Raw genomic sequence first — 19,369 nt, 5'->3', positions numbered from 1 at the left:
ATGCGGCGGCGTCCTCACCCGGCCACGGTCGGCGCGGGTGGCGTCCAGCGGTGGGTGCGCGGCACGCTGCCGCCGACCCCGAAGTCCTTCTTCAGCTGCTCCGGGATGGCGTAGTGCATGACCCGGCCCCGGGTGAGGGAGGACAGCTCGAGGACGGTGGTGAGGTGGCCGAGGCGGTCCAGGGCCCACGCGCCGAGCGGGGAGCGGTCCTCGATGCTTTCCAGGACACCCAGCAGGGTCGGGACGATCTTGGCGACGTTGTCCCAGGCGGTGCGGGGCACTTCGAGCCAGTCGGCGCAGGTGTCGCCGATGAGGTAGCGGATGAGGGCGGAGACGACGGGGTCGAAGAAGGTGCCGGGGACGACTTCCTCGTAGAGGTCGATCAGCTGCCGGGTCAGGTGCGCGCCCTCTGCGGAGGGGCCCATGTGGCGCAGCATGTACAGGTCGAGGAACCGCCGGGCCTCCTCCAGGTTCTTCGGTACGGCGTCCTGGTCGACGCCGAGCATCGCGCCGACCACGCGCCAGGCGTAGAAGTAGGCTTCGGCGCCCTCGGTGGACATGTGGATGTTCAGGCGGTGCAGGCTGTCGAGGACCAGGAGGGAGAAGAACATCTGCCCGCCGATCATGTCCTCCTGGCAGATCGGCGTCCCGAGCGCCGCGGTGTCCCAGCGGTCCTCACGCTTGAGGTGGTGGCGGATCGACGCGTGCAGCAGACGCACCTTCTGCGCGGCCGGGATGAACCGGCTGCCGGCCTCGAAGGCGTCGGGTTGCATCAGGTAGACGGTGAACTGGCCCGTCTCGGCCATCCGCTTCGACGGGTAGTCCAGACCGTGGGTGGCCGAGAGCAGCCTGGCGACGTGCGGGACGACGTAGCAGGCGGGCATGGAGGCGAAGGAGAGCGCGGTGGCGATGTGGACGTTGTTGTCGATGAAGAACAGCCGCGCCCTCTCCATCTCCCCCCAGTCCACCCAGGAGGGCGGGGCGCTGGTCGCCTGGAGGTACTCTCGGGCGACGTCGGGCAGTCCCTCGGGCAGTGGTGATCCGGCGGTGGTGACGTGGCGCATCAGCGAGTTGAACGTGCCGACCTCGCCGCGTTCGAAGAGAGTGGCCACGACGGCGTCCGCGAGTTCGTCCCCGGACCGGCGCAGGGCGTCCATCGAGGCTTCGGTACAGGTCATGTCGGAAGTCCTTCCCGTCAGGCCGCGCCTGGTGGGGAGCGGTCCTGCCGCGCGGTCGGTCGGTGTCGGTGTCGGCGGTGGGTGTAGGTCGGTGACGGTCAGTGCCGGTGACGGCCGTCGGTGACGGCGGTCGGTGACGGCGGTCGGCGTCGGTGACGGTGACGGCCGTCGGCGTCGGTGACGGCGGTCGGTGTCGGTGACGGTGACGGCGGTCGGCGTCGGTGACGGTGACGGCGGTCGGCGTCGGTGACGGCCGTCGGCGTCGGCCGTCGGTGTCGGTCAGTGCCGGCGGTCGGTGGCCAGCCGGGCCAGTTCGGTCAGGGCCTGTCTCGCCGCGCCGGGAAGATCGAGTCCGTCCAGGTGGCCGACGGCCTCCCCCACCCTGGAAGCGATCATGTCCTCCACCTGTTCCGGCGCCTTGAGCGCGCGTATCAGCTCCCGCGCCCGACGCAGGTGCCCCTCGTCGAGGTCGTGGCGTCCCAGCAGGAGCGCGAGTTGCCCGCGCTGCCCCGGCCCGGCGGACTCCCAGGCCTGGGCGAGCAGGGCGGTGGGCCGGTGACCGCGGATGTCGTCCAGGGCGGCCTTGCCGGTGCGTTCGGTCTCGCCGAAGAGGCCGAGCAGGTCGTCACGCAGCTGGAACGCCTCCCCCAGCGGCAGCCCGTACGCGGAGAGGCCGGCACGCAGCTCCCGGGCGGCGCCCGCGAGCAGACCACCGATGAGCAGGGGGTGCTCGACGGTGTACTTGGCCGTCTTGAAGCGGACGACCTTCAGGGACACGCCGGTGTCGGGTCGGGTGCCGGACTTGAGGATCTCCAGGCACTCGCCCGCGATCAGCTCCCGGGCGAGTTCTCCCCACATGGGCCGGGCCCTGGCGAGGTAGGCCGCGGGGAGACCGCTGGTGGCGAACAGCTGGCCCGCCAGCGCCATCAGGTGGTCCCCGACCAGCATGGCAAGTGACCGGGCGGCGGCGTTCGCCCGGGGGCGGCCGGTGACGGCGGACCGCAGCGCCATGTGCGCCGTGGGCAGATGGTGGCGCAGCGGGCTGTCGTCGATGAGGTCGTCGTGGACGATCGCCGCGGCGTGGACCAGTTCCATCGAGGCGGCCGCCCGGACCATCGTGTCGCTGTCGGGCTGGCCGGCGGCACGCCACCCCCAGTAGCAGAAGGCGGCACGTAGTCGCTTGCCGTGCCCTACCGAGGCCCGCAACTGGTCCGCCACCGGCCGCAACGCCTCGTCGACGGCGAGGAGCCGTCCGGCCTCCTCGGATACGAAGTCGGCCAGCAGTGCGTCGATCCGGCCCTTGAACCCGGCCGGGTCCCAGCGCTCAGGCATCGCCACCGGACGCCGCCCGCCTCGCCGCGGCGTGCCGGGCCAGCACCTCCAGATGGGCGGGCGGCGCCGCGAGGCGGTCGACCGTGATACGGCCGCGGGCGATCAGGTCCTGCTGCGCGTCCCGGGCCAGTTCCGGTCCGTCGGAGCGGCGCAGCAACTGCTGCACGGTCCCGGCGACGGAGCCGGCGGCGCTCACCACGAGGTCCGCCAGCCCCGCCGCGAGCAGTACCGCCCGCTCGTCCGGCCCCGGCCCGCCGCGCGGAGTGTGTGTCATCCGATCCCCCTGTGCTGTCCTCGTCTGCGGTTGGCGGCGAACGTGAGGGCGGTCCCGCACGCATGCGGTGTCCGCCGCCTGAGTGACCGGGGTGCTTCCCTCGGACCGCGAAGGCAGCGGGCCCGGTCCCGCTGCCACCGCCGCACCGGCTGCGGCGCCCAGAACGGAAGCCGCGGCGACGCCGCGGTCCGCGCGGACAGCCCGAGTTCGGTCGGACCCGGCCGACTGATCCCCCACCCTCCTCCTCCGGTCACGGCGGCACTGGTGCGCACCGCCCGGTCTCCAGGAGACCCGACCAGACGCCGGCGGTGCCGACCTCCCCTCCCAAACCACCCCTTCGTGGGACAGGACCCGTCACCGCCCCGGCAGGCGAAACGATGCGCCTGAGTACGCGGTGCCGCGAAGCACTGCCCCGGCCTCCCGGCGGGCGAACCCCACCCTGCCGTCCGGAGGCACGGACAGCCGGTACGGCACCGTCCCGTCACCGGACCCCAGCCGGCCCCGGGTGGTCAGTCGGTGTGTGTCACCCAGCCGGTCGAGCGTGCCGAAGGCCTCCCGGGTGAGGTCCTCGGCGAGGTGGAGCGAGTCGTCGTCCGACTCCGGTCGCCCCGAGCCGTCCGGCCGCACCGCCCGGGACCGGTCGAACGCGGACGCCGGGTGCGTCCACTCCCCGGCCGGGAACACCTCGCGGCTGCGCACCGCCCGGTCGCCGGGTCCGTAGACCAGCCGGTAGCCCCGGGCCCGGGCCTCGGTCCCGGCCGGGTTGCCGCGCAGCATCCCGTGCCGGCCGTGCCCGGAGGCGTCCGGGAGCTGTCCCCGCCGGATGTCCACGCACCCGGCGGGCCGGGCGCCTCCTCGGCGACCGCCGCGGCGCCGACCGGCCGGAAGGCGCGCCGCAGGTGCGCGGTCGGCCCCGGCCGGGACGGAGGGGAGGAACGGCACCGGCGGGGCCGTACCGCCGGGGACGCCCACCCCGTTCGGGCACCGGCGGGCGGCGCCGGCCCACGTGGTCAGTTCCCGTCCACCGGTGGGATGTTGTGGGTGAACCGGAACAGGTTGTGCGGATCGTGCCGGGTCTTCACCCGCCGCAGCCGTTCGAAGTCCCCGGCGGCGAAGAGTTCCCGCACCCGATCCCCAGGGACCGGGGCGCCGTCGTGGTAGACGGAGTTGGGGCTGCGGCCGACGGTCCACTGCTTCAGGGCCTCGTAGACGCGCTGGTGGACCGGCCGGGCCGCAGTGGGCGGCGCGGCTGTGCCGCCGGTCATCACCCGCAGCATGTAGGCGGCTTCGCGGCCGCCCACGGCGCCCGGGTCGGGGGGCCGCCGGGCGAACGCGCCGCCGAGGTGGCGGACGTCGACGGCGCAGGGCACGGCGGCGCCGGGTCCCGCCAGGTCGGCGACGGTCCGCAGGACGTCGGGGTCGAGTTCGCGCAGCAGGACGTTCCCGCCGAAGTAGGCGTGCGGAACACGCGGGTCCTGGTAGATCGTGCCCGCCTGCGTGTACGGCATCTCCCGGACGGTGTCGGTGACGCACGGCCCCAGCACGCGCAGGGGCGCCACGAGCCGTTCGCCCTCCTCGGCGGAACCGGTGAAGGCGATCCGGACATGGGCGGCGTAGCGTCCGTGCAGCGGCTCGGGGAGGGCGGGCGACCGGGGGCAGGTCATGAGGCCGATCGAGGAGGTGAGTTCCTCGGGCAGCGTCATCGTCCAGTCCCGGTAGGCGCGCAGCACGTCGGCGGGGCTGTCCGCGGCGAAGCGGAGGCCGCCGCCGTAGAGGCGCGCCACCGGCAGCAGGGCGGTCTCGACGGCGGTCACGGCGCCGAAGTTGCCGCCGCCACCGCGCAGCGCCCAGAACAGTTCGGGGTCGGAACCGGCCGTGACCCGGCGCAGTCGGCCGTCGGCGGTGACGATGTCGAAGGCGCGAACGTGGTCGCTGGCGTAGCCGGTCCGGCGGCCGAGCAGACCGACACCGCCGCCGAGGAGGTACCCGACGACGCCGATGTGCGGGGCCGAGCCGCTGACGGGGGCCAGGCCGTGGGGGGCGGTCCGCTCGATGACCTCTCCCCACAGCACGCCGGCCTCGGCTCTGACGGTGCGCGCCTGCGCATCCACCGCGACGGCCTTCATCCGGCGGGTGCTGATGAGGACGCCCTCGCCGTCCAGGGCGGTCACGATGCCGTGCCCGGTGGACTGCACGGCGACCGGCAGCCCGCGCTCGGCGGCGAAGCGGACCGCGGCGCGGACGTCCCCGGCGCGGGTGGCGCCGACGGCGACGGCGGGACGGTGCCCGAAACCGGTCTGGAAACCGGCCCGTTCCCTCTCGTACTCCGCGCTGCCGGGCAGCAGGACGGGGCCTCGCACCGCCGCGGCCAGTCTTTCCACGTCCAGGCTCATGGGCCGGCTTCCTTCCGTGGCGGGTGGACCACCGCCCTGCGCGTCCCGCGCGTCCCGCGTGCACCGCGCGTCCTGCGTGCGCCGCGTGCGCCGCCCGGCCGCCCGGCCATCCGGCAGACAGACAGACGGGCGAACGAGCAGACAGGCTGGCAGGCGGGCGGACATCGGACATACGGACATACGGACATACGGGCAGGCAGGCAGACAGGCAGGCGGGGAGGCGGGGAGGCGGACAGGCAGGCAGACGAGCGGGCGGGCAGGACGGCAGGACGGTTATCGCAGGTACGAGTTGTCCTGCACCCAGTGAAACCCCCTGCCGACCAGCGGGAACGTGCCGAGTTCGCGGCGGCGCAGGTGCAGGCGGAGACGGTGGCCGCCGGCTTCGCCCTCCAGGGTCAGGCGGTCGTCCGCCGGGCGCCGGAAGGCGAGAGCGGCCCGCCACCCCGGATCGGCCGTGCTGGTCAGTGCGATCGTGCGGGCGTCCATGTCGATCACCGCCGTGCAGGGGTCGAGCGAGTCGTCCGTGCGCTGGACGGCCACGGCGTCGGCGGAGTCCACGACGACCCGGCGCCAGCGGCGGCCGCCTGCCGCCGAGAGCGGGTTCCGCTCGCCGTCGACGGAGAAGTCGGTGACGTCCCAGACGCCGTACAACTCGGGCTTCTCCCGTCCGTCACCGTAATTCCTCCAGAACGACCAGTCGTTGCGCAGTTGCGCGCCGAGCAGCCAGAGCCCCGCCCCGAGCTGAAGGGCCGTGGAGATCCGGTTCATCGGGCGGGAGCGGAAGAGGTCCGGAGGGGCGGACGGGGGCAGCGGGCGCGAGGTGAGGAGGGCCCCGGCCAGGCGGGGCGCCTCCGGGGCCAGCAGCAGCAGGCTCAGCAGGAGCAGATGGAAGGAGTGGACCTTGACGGGGACGTCGAAGGTCATGTTGAGGAGGAACACCTGGCTCATCTCCGCCGCCGACAGCAGCGCGCCCGCGGTCGCCGTGCGCGGCGCGACGAGCAGCAGCCCGCCCGCGATCTCCGCGCAGCCGAGGAGCATCTGGTACGGCTTGGAGAAGCCCGTCTGCGCCCACAGCAGGCCCATCGGGCTGAGGTCGCCGAGCGGCTCGACGAGTTTCGACGGCGGCAGCTGGAACTGGAGCGGGACGGCCTTGGCCGCGCCGTAGGAGAACATCTGCGCGGCGAGGCAGAAGCGCACGGCCAGGCGGAACCACCTGTCCAGTGCCGTGTAGTGCGTCCGGTGCCGGTCCAGCACGGACCAGAGCGGGGTCGCCGCGGCGGCGCCCGCCAGCCAGCAGAGCTGCCCGGCCCAGGTGTGCGGGTCGTCTCCGCCGTCGAAGCGGTCGCCGAGTTCCCTGCCGAGGACGCGGACGGACACCCGGTTGCGCACCGGACGTATCTCCCAGAGCTTCGCCCAGGAGTCGGCCGCCTCCTGGAGGCGGCCCATCCCGCCGCCGCGCAGGGCGAGATAGATCTGCGGGGTCGTCAGGCAGTAGAGGCCGGCGTAGACGAAGCCGAACCGGAAGGCGGTGCGGGTGGCCCCGCTCCAGTGCGGTGCGGCCGGGGAGCCGCCGGCCGGCCGGGGTGTCCGTCTGGCCGCCCGGCCGGCCGGTGCGGACGCGAGGGTCCGCAGCCATGTGCCCACTCGCACCCTCATCCTTCGTCCCCTCGCGCTAGCCGTGTCGGACGGTCGTGGTCAGGCGCGGCGGAACCGCCCGAGCCAGGCGTGCACGTCGAGCAGTTCCGCGGTGGTCGGGACGATGCCGCGGATGAGGGCCTCGTCGATCGACTCGGCGGCCCAGCCGTCGGCGAAGCCCTCGCGCAGGTGCTCGGCGGAGCGCCTGAGGGCGGGCTCCGCCGACTCCCCGTCCGGGAGGGGCTCCGGTATCCGGTCGATGGCCGCGGCGAGCCGCGCCTGCATCTCCCGGGCCCCCCGGTCGCTGACGGAGAGGACGTGCACGAGGGCCCCCGGGCGGCAGGCCCGGTGCAGGGCGGCCGCGTAGGTGCGCAGCCGGCCGGCCTCGAAGGTGTGGGCGAGGCCGCAGTCGATCACGGTGTCGAAGCGCCCCCGGTAGCCCTTGAGGTCGAGGGCGTCGGCGACCTCGAAGACGGCGTCGAGCCCGCGTGCCCGGGCCTTCTCCCGGGCGAGGGCGATCGCCTCGGGCGACAGGTCGAGCCCCGTCACCGCGTAGCCCCTGTCCGCCAGGTGGAGGGCGTCCTCGCCGGTGCCGCATCCCGCGTCGAGCACCGCGCCGGCGATGAGTCCGGCCTCCTCCAGGGCGACGTAGGCGGGTTGGGGCGCCCCGATGTCCCACGGCGGGCGCTTGCCGAACGGGCTCTCGCCGCGGTAGACGGCGTCGAAGACCTCGGCCGTCGCGGCGGTTCCCTCGGGTGGTCCGGCAGGTTCGGTCATGGGGGCCATGATTGCGCCGCCTCTCGGTGTGCCGGCGATCTCTTGCGGACTTCTGTCGTGGCGGGCGGTACCGCCCTCGCCGGGGCGGAGCGGCACCGCCCGCGGGTCATCGCGAGCCGTACTTGCGGACCGCGAGCGGGGCGAACACCACGATCAGCCCGATCGACCAGGCGACGGTCTGGAGTACGTAGCTCGTCGCCGGGCCGCCGGAGAGCAGTGCGCGCAGCGCGTTCACGGCCGCGGTCATGGGGCTGTTCGCGGCGTACGCCTCCAGCCAGCCCGGCATCGTGCTGGTCGGCACGAACGCCGAGGAGATCAGCGTGAAGGGGAAGATCCAGACACCGCCGACCGCCTGGGCCGCCTCCGCGTTGCCGACCGACAGCCCGAGGTAGACGGCGAACCAGGACACCGCGTAGCCGAAGAGCAGCAACAGCAGCAGTCCGGCCAGCGCGGGCAGCAGGCCGCCCCGGAACCGGAAGCCGACCAGCACCCCGATGCCGACGGTCACCCCGGCGACGCCGACGTTGCGGAAGATCTCCGACAGGGTGCGTCCGACGAGCACGGCGCTGCGGCTCATCGGCATCGAGCGGAAGCGGTCCATGAGGCCCTCCCGCATCTCCGCGGCGACGCCGATGGTGGTGCCGGCGGCCGAGCCGTAGAGCGCCATCTGGACGAGGATGCCGGGCAGCAGGAACTGGACGTAGCGCTCGCCGCCGACGTCGATGGCGCCGCCGAAGACATAGGTGAACAGCAGGATGAACATCACCGGCTGGACGAGCGAGAACATCACCAGCTCGGGGCTGCGCAGTACGTGCCGTACGTTGCGTACGGTCATCTCCCGCACGTCGGAGAGCCACCAGGCGAGGGCGCTGCGCGCCTGCGTGCTCGACGTGCCGCTCTCCCGGGTCAGGGTGACGGAGGTCATGGCCGCTCGGTTTCCTTCCCGGTGTTCCGCTGGTCGGGGCGCTGCTCGGGGGACCGGCCGGTCACGGCGAGGAAGACGTCGTCGAGGGTGGGCCGGCGGAGCGCCACGTCGCCGATCGCGATCCCGGACTCCCTGAGCAGGTGGAGCAGGTCGGGCAGGGTGCCGCCGTCGGACAGCGGCGCGTGGACGATCATCCTGTCCGGGTCGGCGACCGGTTCGGTGCCCAGCCGCTCCCGCAGGAGCCGCACCGTCCGCTCCATCGCGCCGGCTTCGAGGAGGGTGATCCCGACCCGGTCCTGGCCCACCTGGGCCTTGAGTTCGTCCGGGGTGCCGCTGACGATGACCCTGCCGTGGTCGATCACGGAGAGGGAGTCGGCGAGCTGGTCCGCCTCCTCCAGGTACTGGGTGGTGAGCAGTACGGTCGTACCGTCGGCGACCAGTTCGCGCACGAGCCGCCACACCTCCATGCGGCTGCGCGGATCGAGGCCGGTGGTCGGTTCGTCGAGGAAGACGAGCCTGGGCCGTGCCATGAGGCTGGCGGCGATGTCGAGCCGGCGCCGCATACCGCCGGAGTACGTCCTGGGCTGCCGGTCGGCCGCGTCCTCCAGGCCGAAGCGTTCGAGCAGTTCGGCCGCGCGTGCCCGGCTGCCGGGTCTCGACAGCCGGAACAACCTGCCGATCATGTGCAGGTTCTCGCGGCCGGTGAGCAGTTCGTCGACGGCGGCGTACTGGCCGGTGAGCCCGATGACCGACCGGACCCGCCGGGGGTCGCTGCGCACGTCCACGCCGAACACCTCGGCCGTTCCCGCGTCGGGCCTGATGAGGGTGGCCAGGATCCGGACGGTGGTGGTCTTGCCGGACCCGTTGGGGCCGAGCACGCCGTGCACCGTGCCCTCGGGCACCGTGAGGTCGAGGTGGTCGAGCGCGGTGAGCGAGCCGAAGCGCTTGCACAGCCCGGCCGTTGTGATCGCTGCTGGCATCTGAGGTGTCTTCCTTCCCGGATCCGACGCGGCCCTGGGACGACTGGTGGGAGGGGCGGCGACCGGTTCAGTGGCGCGCGGCGCCGAGCAGCGCCGCCATGTGGATGGCGTCGGCGGCCGCCGCGCCCGCCGCGGCCGCCGCGGTGACCGACTGCTTCCACCGGCTGGTGAGGTCGCCGGCCGCGTACAGGCCCGGCACGCTGGTGCACTGGACCGGGTCGACGCCGACGAAGCCGGCGTCGTCGACCGTCAGCTTCAGTTCGTCGACCGCCCGCTGCACGACGGGTTGCTGCCGCTGCCGCGGCGTCCACACCAGGGTCTCCCGATCCAGCAGCCGGCCGTCGTCCAACTCGACTGCGTACAGGGCACCTTCCCGGTGGTGCAGGCGGCGGACCGTTCCCGTGACGACGTCCCCTCCGCTGCTTCGCGCGGCCGCGCGGGCGGTCTCCAGGCCGGGCATGGACGGCGGGCAGATGGCGATCGTGTCCTGGCTCCAGGCGCGGAAGGCCACGGCGGACAGTCCCGCGAGTTCCGCGTTTCCGGCGACCGTCGCCCAGCGCCGGCCGGCGTTCTCCTCGCCGAGGCAGAACGGGCAGTGGATCACGGTGCGGCCCCAGCACGCCGCGAAGCCGTCCACGTCCGCGGGGTGGACGTCCACGACACCGGTCGCGAGCAGAACGGTCCGGGCCTCGACGGCCGCGCCGTCCTCGAGGACGACTCGGAAGCCGCCGGCCCCGGTGGGGCACACGCCGGCGGCCTCGCCTTCCAGGCGTTCGACGGCCGGGTAGCGGGAGAGTTCGCGCCAGGCGCGCGCCCGGAACTCGGCGGGGGTGGCGCCGTCCATCCCGACATGGCCGTGGACACCGGTGGACGCGCTGTTCCTCGCCGGCCGGGGGCCGTCCACGACGGTCACCGGGTGGCGGTATCTGGCCAGCCCGAGCGCCGCGGTGAGTCCGGCGGGGCCGGCTCCCACGACGACGGTCGTGTGGTCGGTGTGCGTGGGCATCGGTACGGTCCCTTCCGTCGGGCGGCGCGAGGGGGCCGCCCACCGCTGCGGCGGTCTGCCGGAGGCGCGGTGGGCGGGGCGCCGGATGCGCTGTCGGCGGGCGGAGGCCGCCGGCCGGAATCGTGGCCGCGTCCGCGGTCCGGTGCGGTGCGGTGCGGGTGACAGAGGTGGGCCGGACTGCCGCCGGGGCGGGGTGGTGTGGTGTCGTGTGGTGGTGGCGGCGCGGGTGCGGGCGGCGTGCCCGGCCGGGGCGGGCGGAGTCCCGTCCGGCGGACCCTCGCCTCCCGTAGCCGGCGCCCCGGCTCCCGCCCCCGGTCGCCGGGGCGGGGCAGGGCGGGGCCGCGGCGAGGCGGGACGGGGCGGTGGCACGGCGGCGGGCGTACGGCCGCGCCGGTCAGCCGCCGACGTACTGCGCGAGATGCTCGCCCGTGAGGGTGGAGCGGGCGGCGACCAGTTCCGCCGGAGTGCCCTCGAAGACGACCCTGCCGCCGTCGTGGCCGGCGCCGGGACCGAGGTCGATGATCCAGTCGGCATGGGCCATGACCGCCTGGTGGTGCTCCACGACGATGACCGTCCTGCCGGCGTCCACGAGCCGGTCGAGCAGGGCGAGCAGTTGCTCGACATCGGCCAGGTGCAGGCCGCTGGTCGGCTCGTCCAGGATGTAGACGCTGCCCTCCCCGGCCATGTGCCCGGCCAGCTTGAGGCGTTGGCGCTCGCCGCCGGAGAGGGTGGTGAGCGGCTGGCCGAGGCTGAGGTAGCCCAGGCCGACTTCGGCGAGCCGGTCGAGGACGGCGTACGCGGCCGGGGTGCGCGCGGCACCGGTGCGGAAGAACTCCGCGGCCTCGGCCACCGGCATCTCGAACACCTCGCTGATGTTCCGTCCTTCCAGGCGGTACCGGAGCACCGACGCCTCGAAGCGCTTCCCCTCGCACTCGTCGCAGGTGGTGGCGACACCGGCCATGATCGCCAGGTCGGTGTAGATGACGCCGGCCCCCTTGCAAGCGGGGCAGGCGCCCCCGGAGTTGGGGCTGAACAGGGCGGGCTTGACGCCGTTGGCCCGGGCGAACGTCTTCCGGATCGGTTCGAGCATGCCGGTGTAGGTGGCCGGGTTGCTGCGCCGGGAGCCCTTGATGGGCGACTGGTCCACCGTGACCACGCCGTCCCGGCCGTCCACCGATCCGCTGATCAGCGAGCTCTTGCCCGAGCCGGCCACCCCGGTGACCACGGTCAGCACGCCGAGCGGGATGTCCACGTCGACATCGCGCAGGTTGTGGGCGTCGGCGCCGCGCACCTCCAGCACCCCGGTCCGCTCGCGGACCGCCGGCTTCACCGAGGCCCGGTCGTCGAGGTGCCGTCCGGTGAGGGTGCCGCTGGTCCGCAGGCCCTCGACGGTGCCCTCGAAGACCACCTCGCCGCCCTTGGTCCCGGCGTGCGGTCCGAGGTCGACGACATGGTCGGCGATGGTGATCGTCTCCGGCTTGTGCTCGACGACCAGCACCGTGTTGCCCTTGTCGCGCAGTTGCAGCAGCAGCTCGTTCATGCGCTGGATGTCGTGCGGGTGCAGCCCGACGGTGGGTTCGTCGAAGACGTAGGTGACGTCGGTGAGCGCGGACCCGAGGTGGCGCACCATCTTGACGCGTTGCGCCTCACCGCCCGAGAGCGTGCTCGACGCCCGGTCGAGGGAGAGGTAGCCGAGGCCGATGGAGACGAACGAGTCGAGGGTCTGGCCGAGCACGGCCAGCAGCGTCCTGACCGAAGGGTCGCTCAGACCGCGGGTCCAGGAGGCGAGGTCGCTGATCTGCATCGCGGAGGCGTCGGCGATGCTGATGCCGTCGATCCTGGCGGACCGGGCGGTCTCGCTGAGCCGGGTGCCGTGGCATCCGGGGCAGACGGCGAACGTCACCGCCCGCTCCACGAAGGCGCGGATGTGCGGCTGGAGCGTCTCCTTGTCCTTGCTCAGGAAGGACTTCCTCACCCGCGCGAGGAGGCCCTCGTAGGTGGTGCTGACCCCCTTCACCTTGACCTTGACCGGGTCCCGGTGCAGGAGGTCGTGCCTCTCCTGCTCGGTGTAGTCGCGGACCGGCTTCGCGGGGTCGAGGAAGCCGGACTCGGTGAACGACTGCACCACCCAGCCGTCGGGCTTCCAGCCGGGGACGGTGACCGCGCCGTCGGCGAGCGACCTGGAGTCGTCGATGAGCTGGGCGGGGTCGATGTCCGAGACGGAGCCCATGCCCTCGCACCGCAGGCACATGCCGCCGACGACGCTGAACCCCTTCTCGATCTTCTTGCCGTTCACCACCAGCACACCCGACGCGTCGGCCGAGGCGACGTTGAAGGCGAACGCCTTCTGGGAGCCGATACGGGGCTCGGCGAGCCGGCTGAAGAGGATCCGCAGCAGCGCGCCCGCGTCGGTGGCGGTGCCGACCGTCGAGCGGGGACTGGTGCCCATCGGCTGCTGGTCGACCAGGATCGCGGTGGTCAGGCCGTCGAGCACATCGACCTCGGGCCGTGCCAGGGTGGGCATGAAGCCCTGGACGAAGGCGCTGTACGTCTCGTTGATCAGCCGTTGCGACTCGGCGGCGATCGTGTCGAACACCAGGGAGCTCTTGCCGGAGCCGGAGACTCCGGTGAACACCGTCAGCCGCCGCTTGGGGATCTCGAGATGGACGTTCCTGAGGTTGTTCTCGCGTGCCCCGTGCACCCGGATCCGGTCGTGGCCGTCGGCGGCACACGGCGCGGGCGGCTGGGTGTCCGCCCCCGTGCCGACCGTCGTGGTGTCCCTCCCGTGTGTCGGACGCGGCACGCCGCCGTCTTGCGGCGCGGTGACGAGTTCCTGAGCATCCCGGTTCATGACACTCAAGCGTATACCTGCAAAGTCGGTTGAGACTTCTGCGCAAACAAGCCAGGAATGCTTGGGATAAAGTCTCAAACCGTGAAGTACCTGCGCCCATTCGACCTGGCCCGTGAGCACGGCATCTCCACCCAGGCGGTCCGCAACTACGAGCGAGACGGCTTCCTCCCCCGCGCCGAGCGCACCCCGTCCGGCTACCGGACCTACACCCGGACGCACGCGGCGGCCCTGCGGTCCTATCTGGCGCTCGTCCAGGCGTACGGCTACGCCGTGGGCGGGGAGATCATGCGGTCGCTCAACGCGGGCGACCTCGACGCCGCGCTGACGGCCGTCGACCGCGGCCACGCCCAGCTGCTGCGCGACCGGAGCACCCTGGACGCGGTGGGGCGGGCGGTCGAGCACCTCACCTCCGGCCCCGGCGTCACCGAGCACCCGCCCGCCGACCGGGCCCCGCTCAGCATCGGCGAACTCGCCCGCCGGCTGGGGGTCACCGCGGCGACGCTGCGCAACTGGGAGGCGGTGGGCATCCTCACCCCGGTCCGGGAGCCGGTCACCGGGCACCGCTCGTTCGGCACCGCCGACGTACGCGACGCCGAGCTGGCCCATCTCCTCCGGCGCGGGGGCTACCCGCTGGAGCACATCCGCACGGTGGTCCGGCAGATCCGCACGGCCGGCGGCACCGAGGCGCTGTCCGCCGCCCTCGACGACTGGCGCCGGCGGCTCACCGCCCGCGGTGTGGCGATGCTCGACGCCGCCGCCCGGCTCGCCGGGTACGTGGCCCTGCTGGACGCCGCACCGGCCGGACGGCGGACCGCCCCCGGACCGGCACCCGTGCCGGGGTCCCCGGCGGTGGTCTGAGACCCCGCGGCACGGCGGCTCCGCGCTCCCCCCGCAGCAGGGCTGCTTCCCGCTCGACCGGGCCACCCTGGACACGGCCGACGCGGTGCCGCACGTCAGCGACGGCGCGGCCGCCGCACGGGCCCTGGACGGTGCCCGGGTGGCCGCCAGTGCCGGGGGAGGCGGCCCGGGTCGGGCTGACTGACAGAGACGGGAAGGAATCACCGGGCGCACCGGGCGGCGGAGGTTAGATTCGCCGTCGACGAGGGACTCTCCCGAAGGAGCTGACTGCGCTTGAACACGGTTCCGGAACTGTTCGAGTCCACCGTCGCCCGGCGGGGCGGGGAGACCGCCCTCGTCGACGCCGAGAGCACCCTCGGGTACACGGAGCTGAACATCCGGGTCAACCGGCTGGCCCGCAGGCTGATCGCGCACGGTGTCGGTCCCGACGCGCTCGTCGCGATCGCGATGCCGAAGTGCAACGACCTGATCGTGGCGATCATGGCGGTGCTCAAGGCCGGCGGCGCCTACCTCCCGCTCGACCCGGGCTACCCGGCGGAACGCCTGGCGTTCATGCTCTCCGACGCGCGGCCGGTGCTGCTGCTGCGGTCGTCCCAGGTGGCGTCCCTCGGCGCGGGACTGCCGGAACTCGTGCTCGACGAACCGGCGTTGCGTGCCGAGTGCGCGGCGCTGCCGGGGCATGACGTCGCCCGGCACGAACGCCGCGCCGAACTGCGGCCCGAGCATCTGATGTACGTCATCCACACCTCGGGGTCGACCGGAACGCCCAAGGGCGTCGCCGTGCCGCACGGCGGTGTGCGGGACATGGCGGCCACCCAGGCCGCCGTACTGCGGGCGGGCCCGGGGGACCGGGTGCTCCAGTGGGCGTCGATCAGTTTCGACGCCGCCTTCTGGGACGTGACCCTGGCGCTGCTGTCCGGGGCGGCACTGGTGATGGTGCCCGCCGAGGACCTGCTGCCGGGCCGGCCGCTGTGGAACACCCTGCTCAAGTACGGCATCACGCACGCCGTGCTGCCCCCCGCGGCGCTCAGCGAGACCGACGCCGAGGACGTCCTGGCCGGCGGCACCGTCATGTCCACGGGGGACAGCTGCACGCCGACGCTGGTGCGCAAGTGGTCGCCGCGACGGCGGATGTTCAACGGCTACGGCCCGACCGAGGTGACCGTCGGCGCGACGATCGGCGGACCCGTGCGCGACGCCGGCGACACGGGCATCGGCACACCGTGGATCGGCAACGAGGTGCATGTGCTGGACGAGCGGCTGCGCCCGGTGCCGCCCGGCACGGAGGGCGAGCTGTACATCGCGGGCAGCGGGCTGGCGCGCGGCTACCTGAACCGGTTCCCGGCGACCGCGGCGAAGTTCGTGGCCGACCCGTTCGGGCCGCCCGGCAGCCGGATGTACCGCACGGGCGACCGGGGCCGCAGGGAGCCGGACGGCGAGCTGTTCTTCACCGGCCGCGCGGACGGCCAGGTCAAACTGCGCGGCTTCCGCGTCGAGCTGGGTGAGATCGAGACCCGGCTCGCCGCCCATCCGGCGGTCGAGGTGGCCGTCGCCGTGGTGCGGGGTGAACTGGCCGACGCGCATGTGGTCGGCTACGTCACCACCACGGCGCCGGTCGAGCCGGGCGAACTGCGCGCCCATCTCCGGGGCTTGCTGCCCGCGCACATGGTGCCCGCCCGCATCACGGTGCTGGACCGGTTCCCGACGCTGGCCAACGGGAAGATCGACCGGGAGGCCCTGCCGGAGCCTGCCGCGGCGGCCGTCCGGGCGGACGGCGTAGGGGACTTCGGCTCCGGCGAGGCCGGCGGTTGCGCGGCCGTCGTCTGCGCGATCGTGGAGGACGTCCTCGGGGTCCCGGAGGCGAGGGTCACCGACAGCTTCTTCCGGCTCGGCGGGCACTCCGTGCAGGCGACCCGGCTGGCCGTCCGCATCCGCGAGCGGTTCGAGGTCCAGCTGCCGATCAGGGCCGTGCTGGAGGCTGCGACGATCGGCGAGCTGGCCGCGTCCGTCGAGAGCCGCCTGCGCGGCACGCCGCCGTCAGCGGAAGGCGGCCGTCAGCGGAAGGCGACGGGCAGGCTGCCGTAGCCGTTGAGGAAGTTCGAGTAGATCGGTGCCGGCGTCCCGCACACCTCGATCTCGCGGACCGTCTCGGTGAGCGCCGCCAGCAGTGCGCGCAGCTCCGCACGGCCGAGGAACGCGCCGACGCAGAAATGCGGTCCGTGGCCGAACGACACGTGCCTGTTGGGCGACCGGGCCGGGTCGAAGCGGCGGGGCTCGGCGAACACCTCCTCGTCGTCGTTGGCGGAGGTGTTCCACAGGGTCACGATGTCGCCCGCGCGCACCCGGCTGCCGCGGATCTCCAGATCGCGGGTGGCGGTGCGCGCGAAGTGCATGGCGGGGGTGGCCCAGCGCAGCACCTCCTCGACGGCCGTGTCGATCCCCGCCGAGCCGTCGCGCAGCGCACGCCACTCGGCGGGGTGCTCGGCCAGGGTCTTCACCGCGCAGACCGCGGACACCCGGGAGGACTCGTCCCCGCCGAGCACCAGGCTGTAGCAGTTGAGCGCGACCTCCTCGAGGGTCAGCGGGCGGTCGCCGGCCCGGGCCGTCGCGATCATGCTGACGACGTCGCCGCCCGGGTCCTCGCGCCGGTGGCGGGCGAGGTCCATGAAGTAGCCGACGATCTCGTTCCGGGCCTCCAGCGCGTCCAGCGGACGGGCCTCGGCGTCGTCCGAGGAGAGCGCCGACTTGTTCCAGCGCAGCAGCTTCTCGCGGTCCGCCTCCGGAACGGAGAGCAGGTCGCAGATCGTGTTCATCGGAATGTGCTCGGCCACCTCCGCCGCGAAGTCGAACTCGCCCTGCCGGGTGACGTTCCCGATGAGCCGGGAGGCCCGTACCCGCAGGCTCTGCTCGACCGCGCGGAGTACCCGCGGCGAGAAGGCGCGCAGCATCAGGTTGCGCAGCTCGCGGTGGCGGGGCCGGTCGGTGACGGCGAGCATCTTCCCGCCGGCCGAGTCACCGCCGCCGAGCAGCACGTCCAGCACGGTCCCGCGGGCGGAACTCAGGGAGCGCACGTCGGCGTAGCAGGAGAGCACGTCGGCGTGGCGGGCGACCACCCAGAAACCGGGGTCCCCGTCGTGCCGGTACACGGGCCGGGACGCGCGCACCTCGCGCCAGAACTCGCGGGCGTCGTGCCGCACGAACGTGCCGCCGTCGGTCAGATCCAGCTCGGGCCGGGTGGTCATACCGAAATGGTGGCGGCCTCGGGGGCGGCAGCGGGGCTTTCTTGCCCAGGTCTTTCCCGGTGAATGAGAGCCGAAAGATTGGCGACGGGCGGATCGCCTCCCGTGCCATGCTCCGGAGCGCGTGTCGCCGAGGCCGCCGGGTCGCCCGGCGGCGGCCGGCCGGTCACCCACGACGAGGAGGCGGCGCCTTGAGCGCTCTGACGTACGCGGACTACCTCCGGACGGAGCCTCTGCTCTCGCTACAGGAGCCGCGGTCCCCGCACTCGGCCGGCCGCGCGGTCGTGCTGGCCGAGCAGTTCTTCATCATCGCCCACCAGTCCTGCGAGCTGTGGCTGAAGCAGGTCGGGGCGGATCTGGACGCCACCGCCGAGAAGCTCGTACCGCCGTGTGACGCGCACGAACTGGAGGTGGGACTCGAATTCCTGCTGCGGGCGGTCGAGTTGACCCGGCTGCTTCAGCAGCACGTGGTGGTGCTGGAGAAGCTCCCGTTGCGCCACTTCGCCGAGTTCCGGCCCCGTCTGGGCACGGCGAGCGGGGCGCAGTCGGCGCAGTTCCGGCGGCTGACGGCGCTGCTGGGCAACGAGCACCACCAGGGCTCCCTGTACGAGGCGTTCGCGGGGGCCGCCGGATACCACGGGCAGTCGGTACCGGAGGTGTGCCGGCGCGGTGCGGAGTGCGGGGTGCTGCACCGCATCGCGGAGGCCCTGGTGGACCTGGGGAACGGCTACTGGCACTGGAAGGTGGCCCATCTCGCGCTGGTGTCCGGGATGGTCGGAGAACTGGGCGGAACCGGCGGGTCGAGCGGCGTCGACTTCCTCGCCCGCCGCGTCACCAGGCCCTTTCCCGAGCTGCGCCGGCTGCGGGGGAGGGTGCACCACTCGCAGCACTCGCACCACTCGCAGCACTCGGCCGCCGGCTGACGCCGGCTGACGCCGGCCGGGGGCCGTCCGGGGCTGTCCGGACCGCCGGACGGGCCTCAGGGGCCGTCCTCGGTCTCCAGCAGGTAACCGCGGCCCCAGGCCGTGCGGATGGCCAGGTTGATCGGGGACAGGCGGCGGCGGAGCCGCATGATGTGGAGGTCGAGCGAGTTCCTCGTCGGCCGCTGCACGCGCTCCGCCAGCCGCTGTGTGAGTTCGTTGCGGTACACCACCTCCCCGAAGTGCTCGATGAGCAGCTCCATCAGGTCGGTCTGGACGTTGGAGATGGTGATCGAGTGCGGGCCGAAGCAGAGCGTGCCGGCCGAGTCGAGGGTCGGGACCTGCTGGTCGTCGAGCCTGTTCTGGAGCGCCCTGACCCGCGCCTCCAGGTCCTGCCGGGAGATGGGTGCGCGGACCCAGTCCTCGAAGGGGTCGTTGCACACCGGCGGACGGGCGCCGCCCTCGACCACGAGGAGGCGTGGTACGCCGTTCCTCCGGCACCGGTTCCGCAGGTCCGTCTGGGCCGGCCAGCGTATGAACATGACATCGGTCTTCGTGCCTAACACAGCACACGCCTCCCCGTTGACGCAGACGGTTGTTCATTCCCCTCGCCGGCACCCGGGCGCATCTCGTCCGTCCTGCGGCGTGAGGGACCGCGGGCCGTGGTGGTTCGCCCGGCACGGCCCGCAACCCGTGGAGGCACCGGTTCCTCCGGGATCTCCGGAGCCCCGCACCTCGCGGCCCGTCCCCCGGGGTCTCCGGAGGACGCGCCTCGTGGCACAGCCCTAGGCGTTCATCGCCTCCCGAAGACTTCGCGGCCGCAGGTCGGTCCAGTTCTCCTCCACGTAGGCCACGCTCTCCGCTCTTCCCGCGGGGCCGAGGACACTGCGCCAGCCCGCAGGCACCTCGGCGAAGGCAGGCCAGAGGCAGTGCTGTTCCTCGTCGTTGACCAGCACGTGGAACCGGCCGTTCTCGTCGTCGAACGGATTGGTGCTCACCCG

General features: G+C 73.3%; 17 protein-coding genes. 3 read left to right on the top strand and 14 right to left on the bottom strand.

All coding sequences use genetic code 11. The annotated features are described in order from the left end of the window. Positions 1–14: 14 nt before the first annotated feature. From DDQ41_RS25655 to DDQ41_RS25605, 11 genes are all read right to left on the bottom strand, one after another. Complete coding sequence (locus DDQ41_RS25655) at positions 15–1,178, bottom strand: oxygenase MpaB family protein (protein ID WP_109296576.1); 1,164 nt, start codon at positions 1,176–1,178, stop codon at positions 15–17. Between the two features lie 279 nt (positions 1,179–1,457). Further along, on the bottom strand, positions 1,458–2,510 hold the full coding sequence (locus DDQ41_RS25650; RefSeq protein ID WP_109297944.1) for a polyprenyl synthetase family protein: 1,053 nt from the start codon (positions 2,508–2,510) through the stop codon (positions 1,458–1,460). Beyond that, on the bottom strand, positions 2,503–2,784 hold the full coding sequence (locus DDQ41_RS25645; protein ID WP_109296575.1) for a polyprenyl synthetase: 282 nt from the start codon (positions 2,782–2,784) through the stop codon (positions 2,503–2,505). The genes DDQ41_RS25650 and DDQ41_RS25645 overlap by 8 nt, the downstream gene beginning before the upstream one ends. 354 nt (positions 2,785–3,138) lie before the next feature. Next, positions 3,139–3,615: a hypothetical protein gene (locus DDQ41_RS25640; RefSeq protein WP_109296574.1), complete on the bottom strand. Its 477-nt coding sequence runs from the start codon at positions 3,613–3,615 to the stop codon at positions 3,139–3,141. Positions 3,616–3,794: 179 nt separating this feature from the next. Next, positions 3,795–5,177, bottom strand: a complete 1,383-nt coding sequence (locus tag DDQ41_RS25635; protein ID WP_109296573.1) for an FAD-binding oxidoreductase — start codon at positions 5,175–5,177, stop codon at positions 3,795–3,797. Between the two features lie 273 nt (positions 5,178–5,450). Beyond that, positions 5,451–6,821: a DoxX family protein gene (locus DDQ41_RS25630; protein WP_109296572.1), complete on the bottom strand. Its 1,371-nt coding sequence runs from the start codon at positions 6,819–6,821 to the stop codon at positions 5,451–5,453. Between the two features lie 51 nt (positions 6,822–6,872). Further along, positions 6,873–7,589 carry a class I SAM-dependent methyltransferase gene (locus tag DDQ41_RS25625; protein ID WP_217364449.1) on the bottom strand — a complete coding sequence of 239 codons (717 nt, stop codon included), beginning with the start codon at positions 7,587–7,589 and terminating at the stop codon, positions 6,873–6,875. A gap of 106 nt (positions 7,590–7,695) precedes the next feature. Beyond that, a complete protein-coding gene (locus tag DDQ41_RS25620) occupies positions 7,696–8,514 on the bottom strand; it encodes an ABC transporter permease (protein ID WP_109296570.1) in 819 nt (272 codons plus the stop codon). After that, on the bottom strand, positions 8,511–9,494 hold the full coding sequence (locus DDQ41_RS25615) for an ATP-binding cassette domain-containing protein (RefSeq protein ID WP_109296569.1): 984 nt from the start codon (positions 9,492–9,494) through the stop codon (positions 8,511–8,513). Before DDQ41_RS25615 ends, DDQ41_RS25620 begins: the two co-directional genes overlap by 4 nt. A 67-nt stretch (positions 9,495–9,561) precedes the next feature. Next, complete coding sequence (locus DDQ41_RS25610) at positions 9,562–10,500, bottom strand: NAD(P)/FAD-dependent oxidoreductase (RefSeq protein WP_109296568.1); 939 nt, start codon at positions 10,498–10,500, stop codon at positions 9,562–9,564. Positions 10,501–10,894: 394 nt separating this feature from the next. Further along, entirely contained in the window at positions 10,895–13,351 is a 2,457-nt protein-coding gene (locus tag DDQ41_RS25605) for an ATP-binding cassette domain-containing protein (RefSeq protein ID WP_109296567.1), read from the bottom strand. Positions 13,352–13,408: 57 nt separating this feature from the next. Between DDQ41_RS25605 and DDQ41_RS25600 the strand changes: the two genes are divergently transcribed. Together DDQ41_RS25600 and DDQ41_RS25595 are read left to right on the top strand one after the other, a co-directional pair. Continuing rightward, positions 13,409–14,209 (top strand): TioE family transcriptional regulator, encoded by an 801-nt coding sequence (locus DDQ41_RS25600; RefSeq protein WP_216365033.1) that lies wholly within the window; start codon positions 13,409–13,411, stop codon positions 14,207–14,209. Positions 14,210–14,482: 273 nt separating this feature from the next. Beyond that, positions 14,483–16,294, top strand: coding sequence for a non-ribosomal peptide synthetase (locus DDQ41_RS25595; protein WP_245990626.1), 1,812 nt, complete (start codon positions 14,483–14,485; stop codon positions 16,292–16,294). Here the strand turns inward: DDQ41_RS25595 and DDQ41_RS25590 are convergent. Then, the gene (locus DDQ41_RS25590; protein WP_109296564.1) at positions 16,264–17,451 is read right to left on the bottom strand and encodes a cytochrome P450; all 1,188 of its coding nucleotides are present in this window, start codon (positions 17,449–17,451) and stop codon (positions 16,264–16,266) included. The two genes, DDQ41_RS25595 and DDQ41_RS25590, sit on opposite strands and share 31 nt — an antisense overlap. 188 nt (positions 17,452–17,639) lie before the next feature. Here DDQ41_RS25590 and DDQ41_RS25585 point away from each other — a divergent pair, with 188 nt between their 5' ends. Beyond that, positions 17,640–18,371, top strand: coding sequence for a tryptophan 2,3-dioxygenase family protein (locus DDQ41_RS25585; RefSeq protein ID WP_162602740.1), 732 nt, complete (start codon positions 17,640–17,642; stop codon positions 18,369–18,371). Positions 18,372–18,427: 56 nt separating this feature from the next. Here the strand turns inward: DDQ41_RS25585 and DDQ41_RS25580 are convergent, their stop codons facing one another. Continuing rightward, complete coding sequence (locus tag DDQ41_RS25580) at positions 18,428–18,910, bottom strand: winged helix-turn-helix domain-containing protein (RefSeq protein ID WP_109296562.1); 483 nt, start codon at positions 18,908–18,910, stop codon at positions 18,428–18,430. A 243-nt stretch (positions 18,911–19,153) separates the two neighbouring features. Continuing rightward, entirely contained in the window at positions 19,154–19,366 is a 213-nt protein-coding gene (locus DDQ41_RS25575; RefSeq protein ID WP_109296561.1) for an MbtH family protein, read from the bottom strand. Between the last annotated feature and the right edge of the window lie 3 nt (positions 19,367–19,369).

Origin of the sequence: Streptomyces spongiicola, from assembly GCF_003122365.1 — a bacterium.
Taxonomy (GTDB): domain Bacteria; phylum Actinomycetota; class Actinomycetes; order Streptomycetales; family Streptomycetaceae; genus Streptomyces; species Streptomyces spongiicola.
Note: the sequence above shows the minus strand (reverse complement) of the source record. Positions and strands in the feature narration are given on the sequence as shown.